Genomic DNA, 18,135 nt, shown 5'->3' on the forward strand with positions numbered 1-18,135 from the left:
TTAATTTCAAATGGATTAATGCTTAGCGTGAGCGGTAAACAGAACCGTTTCCCCCTCATCAAACTGGCATTGGTCACTGGCCGAGATCCCCCGAAGCAATTGCCCGGCTGGAATGCCATGTGCATTGGCGACTTGGCGTAAGGTTTGAATCGTGACGCGAATACCATCGGCACTATGATCCACGTACGGGTAATCGCCATCGGTCAGTAAGATGGGCAAATCTTTCACAAAATTAACCATCTGTTGCCGCTGCGCGTGTTTGGGGTCTGTACTTGAGTTCGCATTGGGCCCAATCGGCTTTTGCTTACGCTCCGCTCTTGTGGCGGGCTCTTTTGCTTGGGTATTAGTTGTCTTAGTTCGACTCGGACGCTGTAAAGCCTCTTCATTCTGAATTGCTGCCGCCGGTTCTGCGTCTTGTTTGGGAAGGTCTATCAGTGCAGTTAGCCCTTTAGAAATCGATACTTTCAACAGCAACCCTTGCTCCTGAACTCCATCATTTGTAGTCACAGTTCTGGCTTTACGCGTCGGGTTTGCCGGATCTAGTTCAAGCCAATCTAATCGACTGAGTTCAGCAAGCAGTTTTCGGGGAGCACACCAATGTCTTACGGCATCGGGATAGCGGATCAGTATCTGTTCATCAACCATAACCAACGCACTACTGGCCTCTGGGAGCCATGCCAAAGATTCAGGCAGATTCAATGCTTCTGCATCGTGCTGGTTTACGTTATTTGAGATAGCGCCATCATATGAGTTGTTAGGCTTTTCACATCCATCACCTGGAGCATTTTCAGTTGCCTGAAGGTGATTAACATCACTGGCAAGACGAAGTTCATCATCTTGGTCGGACGATTTTGACGATGGCGACTCAGCCGAATTGCTTTGTTCGATTGATGATGACGCTTCAGGCAAGTCTGAATGCTCACTGGAGCGACTCAGTGGCTCTGCTTGTGTTTGCTGTGTTGGTTCCCACTCTGATTTGCTGAACAGTTTCACGCTACTTGGTACATTCGAGCTGAACAATAAATCGGCCTCAGATATATGCAGCATGGGTAGCCAGATTGGCTTGCCGTCTTTGATCAGCACTTCAGGGGCAAGGCTTTCATATCGTTCATTTGAGGCGGATTTTTTGGCCAATCCTCGCTCAATGAGGATGTCCGCAAGGGTATCGGGATCTCTTGGAATGCCAGGTATCTTGTCTTTGGCCAACAGTTCAATGATGTCCTTAGCAGCGCTTTTCCAAACCAGGTAAAGATGGGTTGATTGATTTGATTTTCGTACCCAGACTCTGGCGTCTCGCTGATTGACCAGCCACTGGGAACTGGCAAGTAATCGCCTCATGGCATTAAGTAGATAGCGTTCGACTGGGAGACCAAGGGCATTGTCGTCAACGGAAATTCGTTGAGCTTTGAGGTCTCGCTGTACACTGGTTTGGTCAGCGTCAATGACCAGTTTAGACAGGACATGCTCTGGATCGGTATTGCCAATTGCTTCCAGCATGGCTTGCAAAATTTCAGGGCCCGGCTGGGTTAACCATGCGAGCAACTCAGGCGTCATCACCCGGTTTAACACCAGAATTGAAAATTGCTCGTGCCGTTTGCACCGTCCGTCGCGCCAGCGAATGAAATAGCGTTCAATGCGGTTATTAGTGGCCCACTGGGATAAGGTTTCTAAAAATGGGTTCCACTGATAGCGTCCATCTTCGTCTGTGATGGACAAGTCTGAAACAGGTTTACCAATATCATGGAACAAACCGCCAAGAGCCGCAGCAACACGCCACCTTGGTTCCAGCTCTTTTTTTTCAACAGGTGTGCCACTGGCAACAAAGATGATCCCTTCAGCTGCTTGTGCCGCCCAGAAAGCAACTTCCAACGAATGACGTAATAAACCACCCGCACCACTGTGATGATGATGCTCAGATGCTGGCAGCAAGTGGACATAAGCCGCCAGATGATCAATGCAGGGCTGAATCAGCCTTTGAAACTCACGCTGATTAAAGCCAAGTATCTGGCGCAGTTTGGCAATTAGCTCGTCTTGTGTGGACTGCAAATCCTCGGGTGACGCAGCTGGCAACCCCTTCAGAAATGGCGGATAGCGTGGAATGTCTGTAGAAATTAAATCTACCTTTTTCTCAACATGCTTATCGAACAGCTTGAACATAAGAAAGCCCAAATAAAAACATTATTTGGGCTTTCTTACTGAGCGGCTATTCAGATAGGTTATAAAAATTTCTAACTATCGCCACTATCACGCCAATTTAGTCACTCTTTGTACTCAAATTCACTCAAAAGGCCATCAACAGTTCTTGATAATGTAATAGCATCATGAGGTAACAAAACGTAATGCCAAGGTTTTCCGCCAACTTTAGCTGCGTTTTCATTCGCATAACTACACCACCTTGTTGCAGCTTTTGCTTTAGCAATTACATCAACATCTTCCAACTCTCTCGCTTTCTTTGGCTCCATTAACAGGAAAAGTGTTTCTGTTTCAACAACAAAATCTGGCTCATAGTTTTGGCCACTTCGGTATTCTATGCGAAACTGTCCTGGGCTTGGTTTCATCCATCTAACAACTGTTCGATCTTGCTCTAGCACCTGAGCTAAACGAAGCTCTCCATCTACTGAATCAAATTTCTGATATGGGTAACAACAGCGGTCAAAACCAGTGAAAAGCATCTGCCTTACTTTGTTCTTTTGCCCTGGTGGTATTGGTGCACGGAAGTCCCTAGGTTCCTCATCATTAGCAAAGTTGAAAGTAGTAGGTTTTAACACATCAAAACCTTGAGTCACACTACCAACATAGTCAGTTGGCGTTGTCCACATGTGCTGTTTTATTTGCGACCAAATAAAATCCGCTAAAATACGGCCTGCCGACTTAAGCACTCCCTCAGCATCAACATCGCTCAAATAGCTTTTTAGGTGCGCAACCATTTGACCAGATAGCTTATAAAGCATTCCTGCATGCTCATCGTAATCAATCTCGTCGTGATCCATGAGGTAAAATACCAAATAGTTTTCAAGCCGTGCTTCTGAAACAGCACTTTTCTCCCAGTTAATTGAACTTATTTGACTGGTCTCCAGATTGCTTATGATGATTTCATTAGACTGTGGTTTAAGAGAAATACGTTCCAAACCTGAAAGATCAAAGTCATTAAAACCATAGTTAACATCACGAGTAGGAAGCACCACGATTTTGGGAATGTCTATGGTATATTCTGCAATTTTATGTGTAACGGTTGAAACAATTTCATCTACAGTAGCGGCATCAAATAATTCGACTTGCTCTTTTTCTTGTGCAACAGAGTGGTTATACCCTTCAGTCACCCTGTTTGATCCCTCAGCATTCATAACAAATAATTCTTTCGCGACTTGATGAACACGCTGAGTAATGTGTTTTTTAACGTGCTCCGCTGTCAGTTGCTTACTGCTGTCGAGATTTTTTGCTTCTTGCTGAACTATGGCAACAGTAAGTTCAGCAATCTTCTTCTGCGTTGGGCTATATACTTTGCTTGTTGCATTATCGCTTGAATCAGAGTTATCAATTTGTTTCGAACTTCCTACTTCATAGCTCGCTCGCCCATCCCCTATTGAACTGTTCTCAATGTAAATAGGCTTATTGCCTAAAGCGTAATCCACCATTGAAGGTACGAAAATCTGCTTTGGTTTTTTTTCTGGAATATCATCTTCATCGCTGGAACCTATATAAAGAGTCTTTTTGATGATGGACTCTTTGTCGTTCGCCTGATCGATAATCTCTTGGAATCGGTCGTGCGCAATAATCGTCAACCGATCAACAGCCTCTACATTAGTTCTCTTACCGTAAGGTAAACGAAGCCCTCGACCTATGGTTTGCTCGGTTAAAATTTCAGATGCAGAAGCGCGAAGAGGCACAATAGTATAGAGATTGGTGACATCCCATCCTTCTTTTAGCTTGTTAACATGAATCACTATTTCAGTATCTTTATCATGCTCAACTGCAAGTAATCTCTGAGTCGTCTCCTCTGACTCCTCACCAGTTTGATTGGAGTGAACGGTGATGACTTTCCCTTTATAAGCACCTTCAAAGAAAGAATCATCTTCAATTTTTTTCTTCAATACTTCTGCATGTAACGTATCCTGTGCCACTACAAGCATGAATGGCTTAACTAGCTTAACTCCTGCATTGTTTGCATAACTAGCCAACTCTGTTTTCACATACTCGTGATGGTGAATGCCATCTTCTAATTTAATTTCCTCCAAGCGTTCTAGAGAGTAATCACTAGGTTTAAATTCCTTGCGTGTTGCAACAGCTGGTGTTTTGACATAACCATCATTCAAAGCACTTGCTAATGGATAATGATAAATAATATTTGTAAACTCTTTCGGTTTTGAGCCAACAGTTTTGGGCGTTGCAGTAAGCTCAATACCTAATACAGGCTTCAGATCATTTAATGCTTTTGCACCAGCAGAAGCATAGTATCTGTGTGCCTCATCCATAATAACGACAAGATCAGGCAAATCAGCAAGATAGTTGAAATACGAATCACCGATGTACTCTTGCAATCGCCGCATTTTTGGATCATTAGATTTGTTAGCGCCCACTTTATTGTCTTTCGCGTTTATTTTCGAAACGTTGAAAATATTAATATGTGGCGCTTCTTCGCCTGCAAATAAATCACCTGTCATTGTCGCAGCAACAGCATAGTCTAATCGCACACCGCGGCCATCTTCATAGTCATCACCAGTGATGATGACAGGTGGTGTTTGAACTAACTCCGGAATCCCTTGAAAAACATACTTTGGATTCCCCATAAGGAAATCTTTTTTCAGCTTCTCATAAATCGTCAAGTTAGGCGCAAGCACAAAAAAATGTCTACTACGGCCAGTCAAATACAACCAAGCGATCATTGCTCCCATCAGACGTGTTTTGCCCACGCCTGTTGCAAGAGCAAAACAGAGTGAAGGGAAGTCACGTTCAAACATTTTCATTGATGGGTATTGCGGTTTCAATACCTCAATCCAGCGATTCAAATCTGGATCTTTGCTCAATTCCATTTGTTCAAGAACATCACACAAAATTTGCAATGATTTTTCTTGTGGATTACGAAGAGAGAGTCGAGCACTAATTTGGTTGGCTACTTTTACATCGTCACTCATTTATTACGCTTCCTCTTCATCGTCGTAAAGTTCAACATCATCTTCAGCTAACACATTCAAAGTAAAGCTGTAATCATCATTATCCCATTCACACTTATTCAAGATTGATTGAGGGATTTTCTTAATCGTTAAGTTCGGGAAGTCAGCGCCTTCGCTCATAAAGGCTTTACAGCAAATTAGAAGGGTGCGATCTTCACCAACATCCTCGCTAATACGCTTGAGCTGGTCATATGCCAACGAGCCTGTGGTTACATAGATGAAATCAGTCTCGGTGCTATAACCGTGATTCCAGAATTGAGTTTCACTAGGAGCGTAAGTAAAGCCCATGTGTTTACACATGGCAGCTGATAGCATCTCAGCGTTATACTCTTTGTTGATGATCCAATTACCCCATTCATCTTTTTGCAGAAGAGATGGAGCAAGACGGAGATAACGGAAACCGCCGCCACCTTGCCAGTTAACTGCTTTAGATATGCCGCCTTGGTCTTCACCATCAATCACCTTTTTAAGGCGAGGAACGATATGAGTTTCACAGTGGTCACCCAACTCAACCATGATCCAACGACGGCCCATTTTGTGTGCTACTGCGCCAGTTGTACCGGAGCCAGCAAAAGAATCGAGGACAATATCTCCTGGTTTAGTACTTAAACGAATAACTCTCTCTAATAATCGTTCAGGTTTTGGAGTTGAAAAAAGCTTATCTAAATCTGGTAAAAGAGTATTATTTTCAGCCTTTGCTTCTTGATTGTGGCCAACATCTTCAGAAAGCCATAATGTGGATGGAACTACACCTTCTTTATTATCTTTAATAAATCTTTTTAAGCGCGGTTGATTATTTCCATCTTTCCCCCACCAAATAAGATTTTGACTTTCAAAGTCTTTTATTGTTTCAGGGGAATATGCCCAACAACGGCCCTTGGGGGGATAAACCTCTTGTCCATTAGGTCCAACTATAGGATACAAGCCTGTACTTTTCCCAGTAATTGCATATTGTTTCCCCCTCTGTCCAGAAGTTAAACTTACATGTAATGGACTTGATGCCCATGGGCCTCTAGGATCATCATCTTGGTTTTTGTAATCTTGCGTGTTGCGTTCAGATCTTGGAATTCTTCCCATTGAGAAAAAATCAATATTTTTGGCGTAAGCCAAAACCATATCAGTATTTGACGAAAACAATATCGCATTATTATGAATGCTTGTAGTTTTCTGCCAAGTAACTTGACCTATAAAGTTAGAACGACCAAAAATCTCATCACAAAGTACTTTTAAATAATGCCCCTCAGCATCATCAATTGTAATCCAAATACTCCCTTCTATAGATAACAAAGACTGTAAAATTAACAACCTATCACGGATAAGGGATAACCACATCGAGTGCTCTAAACCATCATCATAGTGAGAAAAAGCACTCCCCGTGTTATAAGGAGGATCAATAAAAATGCATTTAATTTTTCCAAAATAATCTTGTTCTAATGCTTTTAAGGCCAAAAGATTATCACCATGAATAAGAAGGTTATCATTAAAAATCCCTTCTTTTTTCTCACCTTGAAAAGACAATTCACTATCTTCAAGAAAAATCCGTGGCTCCAAACGAGGCCGTTTTTGTTTACCAATCCAAGTAAGTTCTAGTTTTTTTTTATTGGTCATCTTCGTCATCCAGTTCGTATTCTTCAGGCTCTGCGAGTACATTTAAAGTAAAACTGTAATCGTCGTTGTCCCACTCGCATTTATTCAAGATTGATTGTGGGATTTTCTTAATCGTTAAGTTCGGGAACTCCGCTCCTTCACTCATAAATGCTTTGCAGCAAATCAGGAGCGTTCGATCTTCACCAACGTCTTCGCTAATACGCTTGAGCTGGTCATACGCTAACGAACCTGTGGTAACATAGATGAAATCAGTCTCGGTGCTGTAACCGTGATTCCAGAATTGAGTTTCACTAGGAGCGTAAGTAAAGCCCATGTGTTTACACATGGCAGCTGATAGCATTTCTGCATTGTATTCTTTATTGATAACCCAGTTACCCCATTCATCTTTTTGCAGAAGAGATGGAGCAAGACGTAAATAACGGAAACCACCACCACCTTGCCAGTTAACTGCTTTAGATATGCCACCTTGGTCTTCACCATCAATGACTTTCTTGAGGCGAGGAACGATGTGCGTGTCGCAATGCTCACCCAACTCAACCATGATCCAACGACGCCCCATTTTTTGAGCAACTGCACCTGTAGTGCCTGAACCCGCAAATGAATCTAGAACCAGATCTCCAGGGTTGGTAGCGATGGTTAATATACGCTGAATTAAACGCTCGGGCTTTGGCGTATCGAACACGTCTTTACGCCCAAACAACTGAATGATTTCCTTTTTTGCTTCGTCTGTATGGCCTACGTCCTCATGTGGCCACCAATTATGAGGCGTCATACCATCACGAACTTCAGATAGAAACAACTTTACAGCAGGTGTAGTATTCGTACCATTAATGCCCCACCAGATGCGCTTTTCTTCTATGTGTTTTCGGTGAGTTTCTCGATCATACTTCCAAGCTTTTTTCGTATTCTTAATCACTTCACCGGTATTAGGATTTGTAATGTCATAACACAAATTAGGGCGCTTTTCAGGGGTTGCTTGGTTCAGGTAATCTACTGACTTCCAAGGTCCCCTCGGATCATTATCTGGATTTTTATATCTAGCAACAGAATCCTCCGTACGAGGAAGCAAGTTGTTAACAAATTTATCGGATTTTCTATAAACAAGAATTCTGTCACAGATTGAGGCTATGCCTTTAAAATTGTTACTTACACTATATTTTCGCTGCCAAGTAATATCAGTAACAAAGTTTGCTCTTCCAAATATCTCATCACACATAACTTTTAAATAGTGAGACTCATTGTCATCAATTGTGATCCACAACGAACCATCTTCAGACAAAAGCTGATGGAGTAACACCAATCTATCTCTCATCAATGTAAGCCACATTGAGTGCTCTAATCCATCATCATAATGTGAAAAAGCACTCCCTGTATTATAGGGGGGGTCAATTACTATACATTTAACTTTACTTGTGTAATCTTGCTCTAATGCTTTGAGAGCCAATAAGTTATCAGATTTAATCAGTAAATTGCTAAACTCCTGTTCGCTGTCCTGGCCAATGTCTACTGAAACATTGAAATAAGAGTATTCTTTACTTTCCAAGAAAATGCGAGGCTCGAGTCTTGGCAACTTGTCCTTACCAATCCAGCTGAGTTCCAACTTGTTATTTTTAATGTTATTCATCTCACAAACCTTAATAGTGGATCGTTTAATAACCATCCATTGCAAATTATTTATCCAGCATCTCACGAGCAATAGCATTCAAAAAGTCTTGGGTTTGAAGTCCATCTTTTATTAACACAACTCTAAAATTCGTCTTACCCTGCTTCAAAGTCTCACCCTTTTCATCCCAAGCTTTACTGCTAGACATTATTTCAGTAGTAGCTCCACCTAAAATATATAGATCTACCTCTCCATCTTCAAAAAGCCTTAAGCCATCGGAACGATCGTAAGTTTTCATTGGTGGCATATTATTTTGATGATCTTTTTGGTAGTCTCGGTAATTCTTCAAGTGAAACATTGGACGTATATAGAACTCCTTTTCAGACTCTGTTTTGCCTTTAGACTGAGACTGGTATGGTCCCAATATATGCCAATCGTTAATAACCCCAACTAGGCTCTTTTGCACACATAAGGAAGAGCGAACCTCCACTATAGACTCTGCACCACCAGTTTTTATTTTAATGTCGTATAAATCATGCTCTTGGAAATCGTCTGTTCGAACTTGGTCATAACTTTCTACTGTTATTGGCAAATTATGCTTTTCAAAGAACTTTCTCAATAAGTAGCTACATGAAATATCAGCCAAAGCACCCAGAAAGTTTTGGCTGAATCTTTCTTGTTGGCTTCTTGGAGACCCACTTGGATCTCCATGAGCCACTTTAGGGGCTTTTCTGAATGCTCGATGCTTTGCTAGCTCAATTAATTCCGGTTCATCTAAAACTTCCACTTTGTAGAAGTTCCAACCGTTTATTGCGGGCATAAGAGTGAATTTCATGATCAATTCACGCTCCATGTTGCTTCAAAAATGAGCTCTAAACGAGTATCCAGTTTCAACCTTGCCTCAATTTCTTCTAGCAAGCGGTCTTCCTCTTGCTCAATTAACTTTTTCTCTTCATGGTAATTGAGCATCACTTGATCCCTTTCCCGTTCAAGAGACTTTAATGCTCGCTTTGCCGCCATTTTCTCTTGCAGTGTACCAAGTTGCCGAGATGCTTTTCTTGCCTGCTTTATTTCCAGGTCTAACTGCTTAATACGGATATCTAAGGCAATTCTCTTATCTTCCGCCCAGCGTTCTAACTTCTCAACTTCTTCCGCATAATACCGTTCATTGTCTTGCTCAACTTCACTGATGAACACCTGAAGCTGGAGACTGGTATCACCATCCAGTCCAACATAAGAATCAAGTAGTTGAGGTTTACCTTGAAGCGAAATTGGCAATTGCAGGATGCGTTCTACAGTTTCAGGATGAACAATCTCACCAGTATCGGTAATCGCTGCGAGAATTAGTCGCTCACGTTTTTCTTCACTAGAACCAATACTCACTTTTGTTACGCGCAACATACCCTTTTTGGAAACTAAATTCCTTACATCAGCCCAGTGGGTGTCTTCAGGCGTATATACGAAAGCCAAATGGGTGCTTTCAAGTTTATCAACCTTGTAACGCTCTAATAACTCCAGGCCCAAGCCCTCTGATACACGAAACAGATTGTGATCATGTTGCACTGCATGATGCCAATCCAAAGAGTAGAACGAGTCTCCCACGGAAAAGCCATGTTCTGTCACGGTAAAAGAGCTATCTGACGCAAACACCATTCTCGCCAGTAACAGTAATTTCTTCTGATAATGGGATAACTGAGCCGTCACTCTATTACGGCGAGTATTCAAACGGTCAACAACATCTGCGTCAAAGTTTTCCAACAGAGAACGCCGCGTCTCATTCACCTTTACTTCGAGCTGTTCTTTTAACTGCTCTTGTAACTGGTTAAATTCGTGCTCAATTTGGTCATCACTTCTACAGCTCTGATAAATGTCATGGATTCTCCGTTCAATATCCACACCTGACTCGATTGAACCTAGAATCTCATCTGACGCACCAAAAACCCCTTCAAACAACTGAAACTTTTGGCTCAGTAACTCAAAGACACGCTCGTCGGCCCGATTACCCTTGTTGATAAAGTTAACCACTACAACATCATGCTTTTGGCCATAGCGGTGGATACGCCCAATACGCTGTTCAACACGTTGTGGGTTCCATGGCAAGTCGTAATTCACGAGTAGCGAACAAAATTGTAAGTTAATACCTTCTGCGCCAGCCTCGGTACAGATCATCAAAGTAGCTTCATCTTTGAATTTATCGACCAAAGCCGCCTTCATATCCGCAGTTTTGGAGCCTGATATCCTTGTTGAACCGTGGTGTTTTTCTAGCCACTCTTTGTAAATAGCTTTCGAGGCAGCATCATTGTTGCTTCCATTGAGCAAGACAATCTGCCCACTATATCCATTGCTTGTGAGCAGCTCAGCTAACCAGGTTTGAGTTCTGACGGATTCAGTGAAAACAACCGCTTTCCTACTTCCGCCTAACTCACTCGTCTTATCAAATGCTCTTGTCAACACACGAAGTAAAGCCTCAGCTTTGGCGTTACCGCTGATTTTTGCTGCGAGCTCTTTAAATGAACGTAGCAACTCAATTTCAGCACTTAATGCTACTGGATCGATATCTTCGTCTTCTATTGCATCTTCATCTTGATAATCATTCAAGCAGTCAAGATCTTGCAAAGCCTCGATGAGAGGTAGCTTTTGCTCTAACCGATTGATCATGGTTTCAAGTGTACCAAGTACAGCATAGGAGGATGACGCAAGTATTTTGCGGATAACAAGTGTGACTAAATGCCTTGCACCTGATTTGATAGAGAGAAGATCCTCTCTCTGCAAGTACTCAGATACTTCTGTATAAAGCTGTTCTTCTTCTGCTGAGGGACGAAAGTCTTCAGTCATTGAATAACGACGAGTGAAACTAATGCCGCCTTCTTCTTGCACTTGTCGACGTAGCGTACGATTGCAAACTTTGCTCAATCTTGCACGTAATAGGGCTAGCTCAATTTCATCCAAATTTTGTCGGCCATATCGGGCTTTAAATGAATTCAAATCACCAAAAAAGTGAGGATCTAGAATAGAAACCAACCCATAAAGCTCTAATATACTGTTTTGCAAAGGGGTAGCAGAGAGCATTACTTTTTTTCGTCCTTGCAATGCAAGCTCTAATTTTTTCGCGGTTTTTGCACCATCAGTTTTGTAGATATTTCGAAGTTTATGCGCTTCATCTAGGACGACAAGATCCCAAGAAACCCGTGCTAACTCAACTTCTTTCCTAGCTGCAAATTCATAGGAGCAGATACATATTGCTGGCTTTCCTGTGCTAACTTCCACTTCAAAAGGATTAGCGATACCACTTTTTATCGCGGCGTTAAAAGTTGTTGCTTCAAGAATTGCAGACGGTAAGGAAAATTTTTCTTCTAATTCTTGGCTCCACTGCTTTCTTAAAGTAGCAGGTACAATCAATAAGAGCTTTCGTTTACGTTCTGCCCATTTCTGAGCTAGAACCAGACTAGCTTCTATCGTTTTACCTAATCCAACCTCGTCGGCTAAGATAACTCCACTAGACAGCGGTGATGATAAGGCAAACAGTGCAGCCTCAACCTGATGTGGGTTCATATCAACTTTGGAATTAGCAATAGTTTGAGTCATTGACTCTTCTGCTTTTCCAGAGAGCGTTAGAGTGTGAGCTAACCAAGCTTTTTGGTGCGATGAATAATTCAATTTAGCACTTCCATTTTTTTAATTCTGACTAGTTCTATAGCCGGGAAGTAATGCATCATTTTTTACTCCATACAGCGCCTGCCCATTCCTTAACCAAAGTTGATACTCAGGACCAATTAATGAGTAATTATTAGAACAATCTACATTCCAAAGACGAAGCAAATACCCAGCGGTTGCGGCTCTAATCTCAACCTTTAGAACGCCACCCGTCATACCATAATCCAGTTCAATCGCTTCGCTGTGCTTAATACGAGGATGCGGCACTAACTCTAGCTCTACAAAGCGATTCCATTGCCGATCTTGGGTTTCGAGCTCCGTTTCAGACAAATTGGAATCCTCAAGCACGACCGCTGCTTTAATTCGGGTCAGCACAAAGTCACGGAACTCACCATGCTTGCGGTCAAAACCACGAACATGCCAACGCAGGCCATTGTCCACCAGCGTATGCGGTACAATTTCACGCGTGGTTTCACCACTCGATAACGACACATAGGTGATACTCAAGGCTTTGCCTTTGTGTATGGCCTCGGTGACTTTCGCTACTATCGATAAACTCGGCTTGTTAAGGTGATAAGGCGCTTCACAAGCCAGAGGTGGTTTTACCTTTCCAGTGAAGCCATCGCCGTACCCTTGGCTAATCGTCGCCAGCGTTCTCACAACGTCGTAGTCGAACAAGGGCTCAAAAGCTTCACCGCGCTTATGCAACTTGAGCTTTTGGTCATATTCAATATTGCCTGGCGCAAGCTCTCGGTACATCGTGAAGTCTTTCGTTGCTTGTGCAGCGGCTATGCTGAAGCGATCGACTAAATCCGCCCGTACCGCTTCGCCCTTAAACAATAAAGTGAAATCGATGTGGGCAATGCGATCCCTGGTTGCTTGTGGCAACTGCGCTATCTGCGAAAGCCTATCTGACTTCGCCACTACCGTTTGTTTCAGACCATCATTTGTCATGCGTCTTGTTTATCCAATTCAACCAGATTCTTAATACTCTGCTTATAAAGTAAGGACCGTCATCGCGTAATCACATTGAATAGTGTCACTCAATGCTGCTCTTAATCCGCAATGACTTAGCAATCTCTACCGGTTGAAGCTGGACAGATGGCCATAAAACACTGAATAGGCTTCAACCTAATTAATTTTATTAGGTATCATCCTATCACAAATTATTTTGTAGGGAAGACTAAGCGGCAACTTTTTGATCTGGATTGCAATTGCCGCTCAGGTATGGGCGTGAAGACCTTGTTTGGTGCCATCGATGATAGTTGCTATCAATCAATGCGCTACCCGAACCAGTGGCACCACGATGTAACTGCAATGAGATACCCCTTTGTCCGACTCTGTAGACATCAGGGCTCGTTGCTCACTCTCCCGAATGCGCCTGGCGACTTCTGCCTGGGCTGGTAGCAATGGCAGCATCCCTTCAGCAATCGCGTCCGGTGCAGACTCTTGGCCACAGGACATCAAGTGCTTCCATGGATCTTTAAGAAAGCGCTCGAACGTGATGCCAAATTCAATGATGCGGGCAGAGACGAAGATTTCGCCCCAGTATTCAATGTAGGTGTCTTGGTACATGGAAAGATTCCTCTTGTTGGTTAAACCATGAGTTCACTTTCCATTTTCCAGAGATTCTCAAATATGCAAGGCTTAACTTATAGAGAGCTACAAAGCTTTAAATCGATTGCGAGCATCTTTGTAGTCATAGTGGGCATGTTCTGAGCCACGATGGTACAAATCATCCAGGTAAGTTTGTTCCTGCGGTAACTCGTCTTCGCTGATTTCGCGCCACCAATGCTTGTTGGCACCTTTAACACCGTCATGCCAGCGGTAACCACGCTCTTTTAAATAGTCCTTTACGTCAAACGGCGCACCAAACGCACGAACTAACACAGTTCGCCTGTCCGCTTCAGACAACAAGTTTGCAACGGACTCGGGCAACAAATGGAACAACCAGGCCATCGCCAAACAATCGGTTGCAGCTCGGTGTCCTTCATAAAACCAACCTAAGCGAAGCAGCAGGTACTCAAGCTTTCGACTTTCAAAACCCAGTGCCTTCCAATCTATGCCACTGGCTGAACAGGCCCAAGATAGATGGCCTAATGCAGCAAACCGCTTTTCAAAGAAAGGACGATCAAACTGCGCATTGTGTGCAACCACCAGCGGATCATCGGATAACCAACTCGCTACCAGTGAATCATCAATGTGCTGGCCTTGCACCATATCATCGGTGATACCGGTTAACTCGGTAATCAGCTCGGGGATAGGCTTACCGGGATCTTCATACAAGCTGATCACATCAACAATCGACACAATCCGCTGAGCAGAGGGGCTGTAAAGCACCTTAACCATACCAAGCTCAATAATGGACTCGTCCTCGGCAGACAGTCCGGTTGTCTCTGTATCGAGCAGCACCATTGGCTGTTCATCACCAACCATAGGAGAAAGTTCAAGTGGCCAGGACTGCGGCTCACGCGTTAATGGAATACGCTCCAGCAATCTAAAATCTTCTGGTCTTTCTGGAATATCCGCGAGGCGCTCTAGCGGAAATGGCGCAGGGGCTCTTGTCATTGATGGTTCCTCTTCAATTCTATTGTTCGCTTTGGGTTATTTCACTGTGCCACAGGTTTCTCTAAATGCACCTTGGATACCTCAGCGTTTTTTTGATCTTTCTACTGGGTGACCCATGTATGAAGGCTTTGGCTAAGCCTTTCAGAAAGCCTTAGCTAAACCCTTTAGGTAACCCTTACCGATACCCTTTAGGTATGGCTTAGCCAACCCCTTTTCAAACGGTTGAAAAAGGCTTGAACTGAGTTCGACTGAGCATTTTAATGATGCTCCTGACTTCGCTTTAAGCCAGTAAATTCAATACGAAGCAGAATTTTACTAACTGTTTTTAAACCCTTTGCAAAGGGTTCAACAAGCCTTGTTTGACGGTTACTTGACCCATGCGTTAACCAGTAGCAGTAACAGGATCAGTAACAGAAACAAGAGCAGTAGGCAGAAGCAGTATTGTCCAAGCCTTGCAGGCTTTGACGAGGGCGAGCAATCCCCACATCAAGCTTTTCAACACAAAAAAGAAATCACCCACGACACAACGTCTTACTCGAACAACTACAGTTTTACCTACAATTTTACTTGTAGAAATCAGCATAGCATCAGATACTGTATAAACAAACAGTATTAATTCTATTTTTTCGAGGTTCGTCATGAGTGTCTCGCTGATAGGCCGTAGCGGCGCACTTGCCTTCATCAAAGCCAAGCGCCTTCGTATTCCATTGTTCATGGAACGTGTTTCTGCTGGTTTTCCCTCACCAGCGCAGGATTATGTTGAGCAAACGCTCGACCTCAACGAGCTGTGCATCAAGCGACCGGCTGCAACGTTCTTTGTGCGTGTTGAAGGTGATTCAATGATTGATGCTGGGATTCACCCAGATGATATTTTGGTGGTTGATCGTTCTGTTCAAGCAGAACACGGTGACATTGTCATCGCTGGCATCCATGGAGAACTCACGGTAAAGGAGCTTCAACTAAGGCCGTGCGTCAAGCTGATCCCAAGAAACCAGGCGTATGAGCCCATTCATATTCCTGAAGGGGCAGAGTTAGAGATATTTGGTGTGGTCACCAATGTGGTGCGAAACATGCGCCGTAAGTCGTGACTGTCCCATGCCTGTATTTGCCTTGGTGGACTGCAACAACTTTTACGCCAGTTGTGAGAAGCTGTTTCGTCCTGATTTAAAAGATACGCCGGTTGTGGTGCTGTCCAACAATGACGGCTGCGTGGTTGCACGCTCGCGTGAAGCTAAGTTACTCGGTATTAAAATGGGCGTACCCGTCTTTCAGATCAAAGCCGAAATGCAGCGCCATGGCATTTTGGCATTCTCCTCTAACTATGCGCTTACAGTTGGGAAATACTTTAGACATCACATGTTGTAATGTTTCAGGTTGTATAAATTAGACGTCGAGATGAGGGGTGGTTACAATTTTTACTATTGGTTAAGAAATATCTTGAAAAAGTAGATGTATGAACGCGTAACCCCCTGGGGGAAGGCTTAGCAGTGTGAATAACGGATGATTTAGGTGTTAATGTGATTGAACAAAATAGGTCGTTTCCAGATGACTTCGGCTTTGACTATTGTCTTATGTGGATTAGTACGGAGAAATATCCCTCATTTATAAGTAGGCCACACCCTGACAGTGGCGAGATCATCCATGACGTTAGGGACAACTCAAAACCATTTGCTCATAAACTTCCAATTTTAATAGACCCCGATGGTATCAATGTGGTGCCAGTGAATCTATATCTTCACTCTTTGTTGGCAGATCCAGATATATCCTCCGATAAGACGATTCAATCCCATGCAGTTGCGTTATTGAGCTTCTATCGGTGGTTGAGCACGGAAATCCCCGAACATACACACCCAAGGACTGGCCTTCTGGTTGATGAAAAACCTCCGTTAACAATATATGACTGCACCGAGAAGGTAGAGGAAAGTCCAATCGTGAGATATCGAGACTATTTATTGGAAAACCTTTATACCAAGGATGAAACTGGAAAAGTCGGTGGTTCTCCAAGTACAGCCTCTCTTCAGTGGTCCACCGAATGCGATTTCCGTCTGCATCTGTTGAAGTTGGGCGACGACGGCTTCTGAGCCTTTACCGGCCTCACATTCAAGGCACAAGAACACCTGCCTTAACAGTTGCTCCAGGAGATTGCATTGTTCATCGTAATGTTGCCACTGGTACTCTTCCACGGTCCGTTTCTGTTTTTTCAGGTAAAGGCAGAGGGTCTGGATATCCCTGTCATTCATGACCTTCAATGCCTGTTGTCTGACTACTGAGAAGGGTTGATTATCATCAATGTTCTCATCCACAAACAGATGCAGTAACTCTGCCGCTTTCGTGACATTGTCCGCGGCTGACTGCCAGGACAGGAACACTGCTTGTTGTGCAAAGGTGTTGGCAGCTTCTTGTTGCTTGCGGATATGGTAAATGAACCCATCAGTTAACCGTTCCAGTGCCAGTTGTATCCGCTCTGTCAGGTGACATAGCAACCATAGATGCTGCTGTGCGCGTTTGAATCGTTTGAGTTTACTACCGTAATAGTTGATGAGCTCACCGAAGTGTTGTCGATTTTTAAGAGACAGATTAAGCCCATCGATAACGCCATTGATTTGCGTGCGCCATGGCGCTAACTGATGATAAAGGGCAAGCTCTTTTTTAAGTTCAGGTACGGTCAGACTTTTTGCACCGCCTCTGAGCTGGTTCAGGCTTAGTCCGTCATCAATGGCTGTTATGCTGTCCAGAAAGACGTGAAGTTCAGGACTGGTGAGTTGATTAAGTTGGTGCGCCAGGTCTTTTCTGACCTGCTGCATCGCTCTGCTTATCAGTCTCTGGAGTACGGTGTACCTAGGGATAGCAATGCTGTGACTGGTTAGGAATTCAATAGCAGTATCAAAGAGGTAACGCGGCTCCAGCCAGGCATTGCCCACCTGAACAAGGTGGTCGAAAAGAGAATTGAAGTGCTGACTTTCGTCCCATTTGTGATAACCAGCAAGGTCTAATACTTTTGCGTAGAGTCGATCTTTTTGTTTTTGTGAGGGAGTGAATGGTCTGAGCCCCTTGCCGCCAAGCAGCTCTTTACTGATGAACATTAAATCCTTAGAAACCTGCGAGTAAGCGATATCTAGGATGACGGGCTTTGATTTGAAGTATCCCAAAATCGCGACAAAGTAACATCTATGAGCTCTGAGACGAATTGACCGAAAAACTGCCAATTCCGCATCGTTCAGAGAAAAGTACAGACGTTGTTCTTCGATTGAAAAAATGGGTGGGGAATAAAGATCTGCCTGTTCTGCTCTCGTGAGAATAGTAATTTCGTTTTTGATGGCCATATCAGGGCTGTTCCGTATTAAATGTACGATATTTACCTAATTTGCCACACTTATAAGTAGTAACCCACCTCCGCAGCCATTTATTGGTGTGGTCTACAGAGGATTAAGTCTTTTTAGAGGGGAAAATCCCTAGAACCCCATCTCCAAACATATCAAGCGTGTCTGTATCCCACTCTATTGTAAACAAGACATTTTTATCTTTTATATT

Annotated in this window: 11 protein-coding genes and 2 pseudogenes; 2 read left to right on the plus strand and 11 right to left on the minus strand. The window is 43.4% G+C overall.

Going from position 1 to position 18,135, the window contains the following annotated elements; translation table 11 throughout:
• Nucleotides 1-15: 15 nt before the first annotated feature.
• The 10 genes from mobH to GTH25_RS15220 form a co-directional block, all read right to left on the minus strand.
• Nucleotides 16-2,157, minus strand: coding sequence for a MobH family relaxase (gene mobH, locus GTH25_RS15175; RefSeq protein WP_164530716.1), 2,142 nt, complete (start codon nt 2,155-2,157; stop codon nt 16-18).
• Between the two features lie 101 nt (nt 2,158-2,258).
• Nucleotides 2,259-5,132 carry a DEAD/DEAH box helicase gene (locus GTH25_RS15180; protein WP_164530717.1) on the minus strand — a complete coding sequence of 958 codons (2,874 nt, stop codon included), beginning with the start codon at nt 5,130-5,132 and terminating at the stop codon, nt 2,259-2,261.
• 3 nt (nt 5,133-5,135) lie between these two features.
• Complete coding sequence (locus tag GTH25_RS15185) at nt 5,136-6,779, minus strand: site-specific DNA-methyltransferase (protein WP_164530718.1); 1,644 nt, start codon at nt 6,777-6,779, stop codon at nt 5,136-5,138.
• A complete protein-coding gene (locus tag GTH25_RS15190) occupies nt 6,769-8,403 on the minus strand; it encodes a site-specific DNA-methyltransferase (RefSeq protein ID WP_055647235.1) in 1,635 nt (544 codons plus the stop codon). Before GTH25_RS15190 ends, GTH25_RS15185 begins: the two co-directional genes overlap by 11 nt.
• Nucleotides 8,404-8,449: 46 nt before the next feature.
• Nucleotides 8,450-9,217 (minus strand): hypothetical protein, encoded by a 768-nt coding sequence (locus GTH25_RS15195; protein ID WP_164530719.1) that lies wholly within the window; start codon nt 9,215-9,217, stop codon nt 8,450-8,452.
• Between the two features lie 2 nt (nt 9,218-9,219).
• Nucleotides 9,220-11,967 carry an SNF2-related protein gene (locus GTH25_RS15200; RefSeq protein WP_082389613.1) on the minus strand — a complete coding sequence of 916 codons (2,748 nt, stop codon included), beginning with the start codon at nt 11,965-11,967 and terminating at the stop codon, nt 9,220-9,222.
• A gap of 90 nt (nt 11,968-12,057) precedes the next feature.
• Nucleotides 12,058-12,990: a WYL domain-containing protein gene (locus tag GTH25_RS15205; protein ID WP_164530720.1), complete on the minus strand. Its 933-nt coding sequence runs from the start codon at nt 12,988-12,990 to the stop codon at nt 12,058-12,060.
• A gap of 321 nt (nt 12,991-13,311) precedes the next feature.
• Nucleotides 13,312-13,611, minus strand: coding sequence for a hypothetical protein (locus tag GTH25_RS15210; protein ID WP_000284112.1), 300 nt, complete (start codon nt 13,609-13,611; stop codon nt 13,312-13,314).
• Nucleotides 13,612-13,698: 87 nt separating this feature from the next.
• A complete protein-coding gene (locus GTH25_RS15215; protein ID WP_000196208.1) occupies nt 13,699-14,604 on the minus strand; it encodes a 3'-5' exonuclease in 906 nt (301 codons plus the stop codon).
• A 382-nt stretch (nt 14,605-14,986) separates the two neighbouring features.
• Entirely contained in the window at nt 14,987-15,244 is a 258-nt protein-coding gene (locus GTH25_RS15220; protein ID WP_000182836.1) for a hypothetical protein, read from the minus strand.
• Here GTH25_RS15220 and umuD point away from each other — a divergent pair.
• Nucleotides 15,243-15,692 carry a translesion error-prone DNA polymerase V autoproteolytic subunit gene (gene umuD, locus GTH25_RS15225; protein ID WP_000116661.1) on the plus strand — a complete coding sequence of 150 codons (450 nt, stop codon included), beginning with the start codon at nt 15,243-15,245 and terminating at the stop codon, nt 15,690-15,692. The two genes, GTH25_RS15220 and umuD, sit on opposite strands and share 2 nt — an antisense overlap.
• Before the next feature lie 7 nt (nt 15,693-15,699).
• Nucleotides 15,700-15,933 (plus strand): annotated as a pseudogene (locus GTH25_RS15230) (Y-family DNA polymerase); the annotation flags it as partial.
• Nucleotides 15,934-16,619: 686 nt separating this feature from the next.
• On the opposite strand, the pseudogene GTH25_RS15240 reads toward GTH25_RS15230, so the two are convergent.
• Nucleotides 16,620-17,927: pseudogene (locus GTH25_RS15240) on the minus strand (Tn3-like element ISShfr9 family transposase); the annotation flags it as partial.
• Between the last annotated feature and the right edge of the window lie 208 nt (nt 17,928-18,135).

This window comes from Proteus terrae subsp. cibarius (genome assembly GCF_011045835.1).
Lineage (GTDB): Bacteria > Pseudomonadota > Gammaproteobacteria > Enterobacterales > Enterobacteriaceae > Proteus > Proteus cibarius.

Coding starts and splice junctions, on each gene's coding strand:
- mobH (WP_164530716.1), bottom strand. CDS start 2,157: ATGTTCAAGCTGTTCGATAAGCATGTTGAGAAAAAGGTAGATTTAATT.
- GTH25_RS15180 (WP_164530717.1), bottom strand. CDS start 5,132: ATGAGTGACGATGTAAAAGTAGCCAACCAAATTAGTGCTCGACTCTCT.
- GTH25_RS15185 (WP_164530718.1), bottom strand. CDS start 6,779: ATGACCAATAAAAAAAAACTAGAACTTACTTGGATTGGTAAACAAAAA.
- GTH25_RS15190 (WP_055647235.1), bottom strand. CDS start 8,403: ATGAATAACATTAAAAATAACAAGTTGGAACTCAGCTGGATTGGTAAG.
- GTH25_RS15195 (WP_164530719.1), bottom strand. CDS start 9,217: ATGAAATTCACTCTTATGCCCGCAATAAACGGTTGGAACTTCTACAAA.
- GTH25_RS15200 (WP_082389613.1), bottom strand. CDS start 11,967: ATGACTCAAACTATTGCTAATTCCAAAGTTGATATGAACCCACATCAG.
- GTH25_RS15205 (WP_164530720.1), bottom strand. CDS start 12,990: ATGACAAATGATGGTCTGAAACAAACGGTAGTGGCGAAGTCAGATAGG.
- GTH25_RS15210 (WP_000284112.1), bottom strand. CDS start 13,611: ATGTACCAAGACACCTACATTGAATACTGGGGCGAAATCTTCGTCTCT.
- GTH25_RS15215 (WP_000196208.1), bottom strand. CDS start 14,604: ATGACAAGAGCCCCTGCGCCATTTCCGCTAGAGCGCCTCGCGGATATT.
- umuD (WP_000116661.1), top strand. CDS start 15,243: ATGAGTGTCTCGCTGATAGGCCGTAGCGGCGCACTTGCCTTCATCAAA.
- GTH25_RS15220 (WP_000182836.1), bottom strand. CDS start 15,244: ATGACGAACCTCGAAAAAATAGAATTAATACTGTTTGTTTATACAGTA.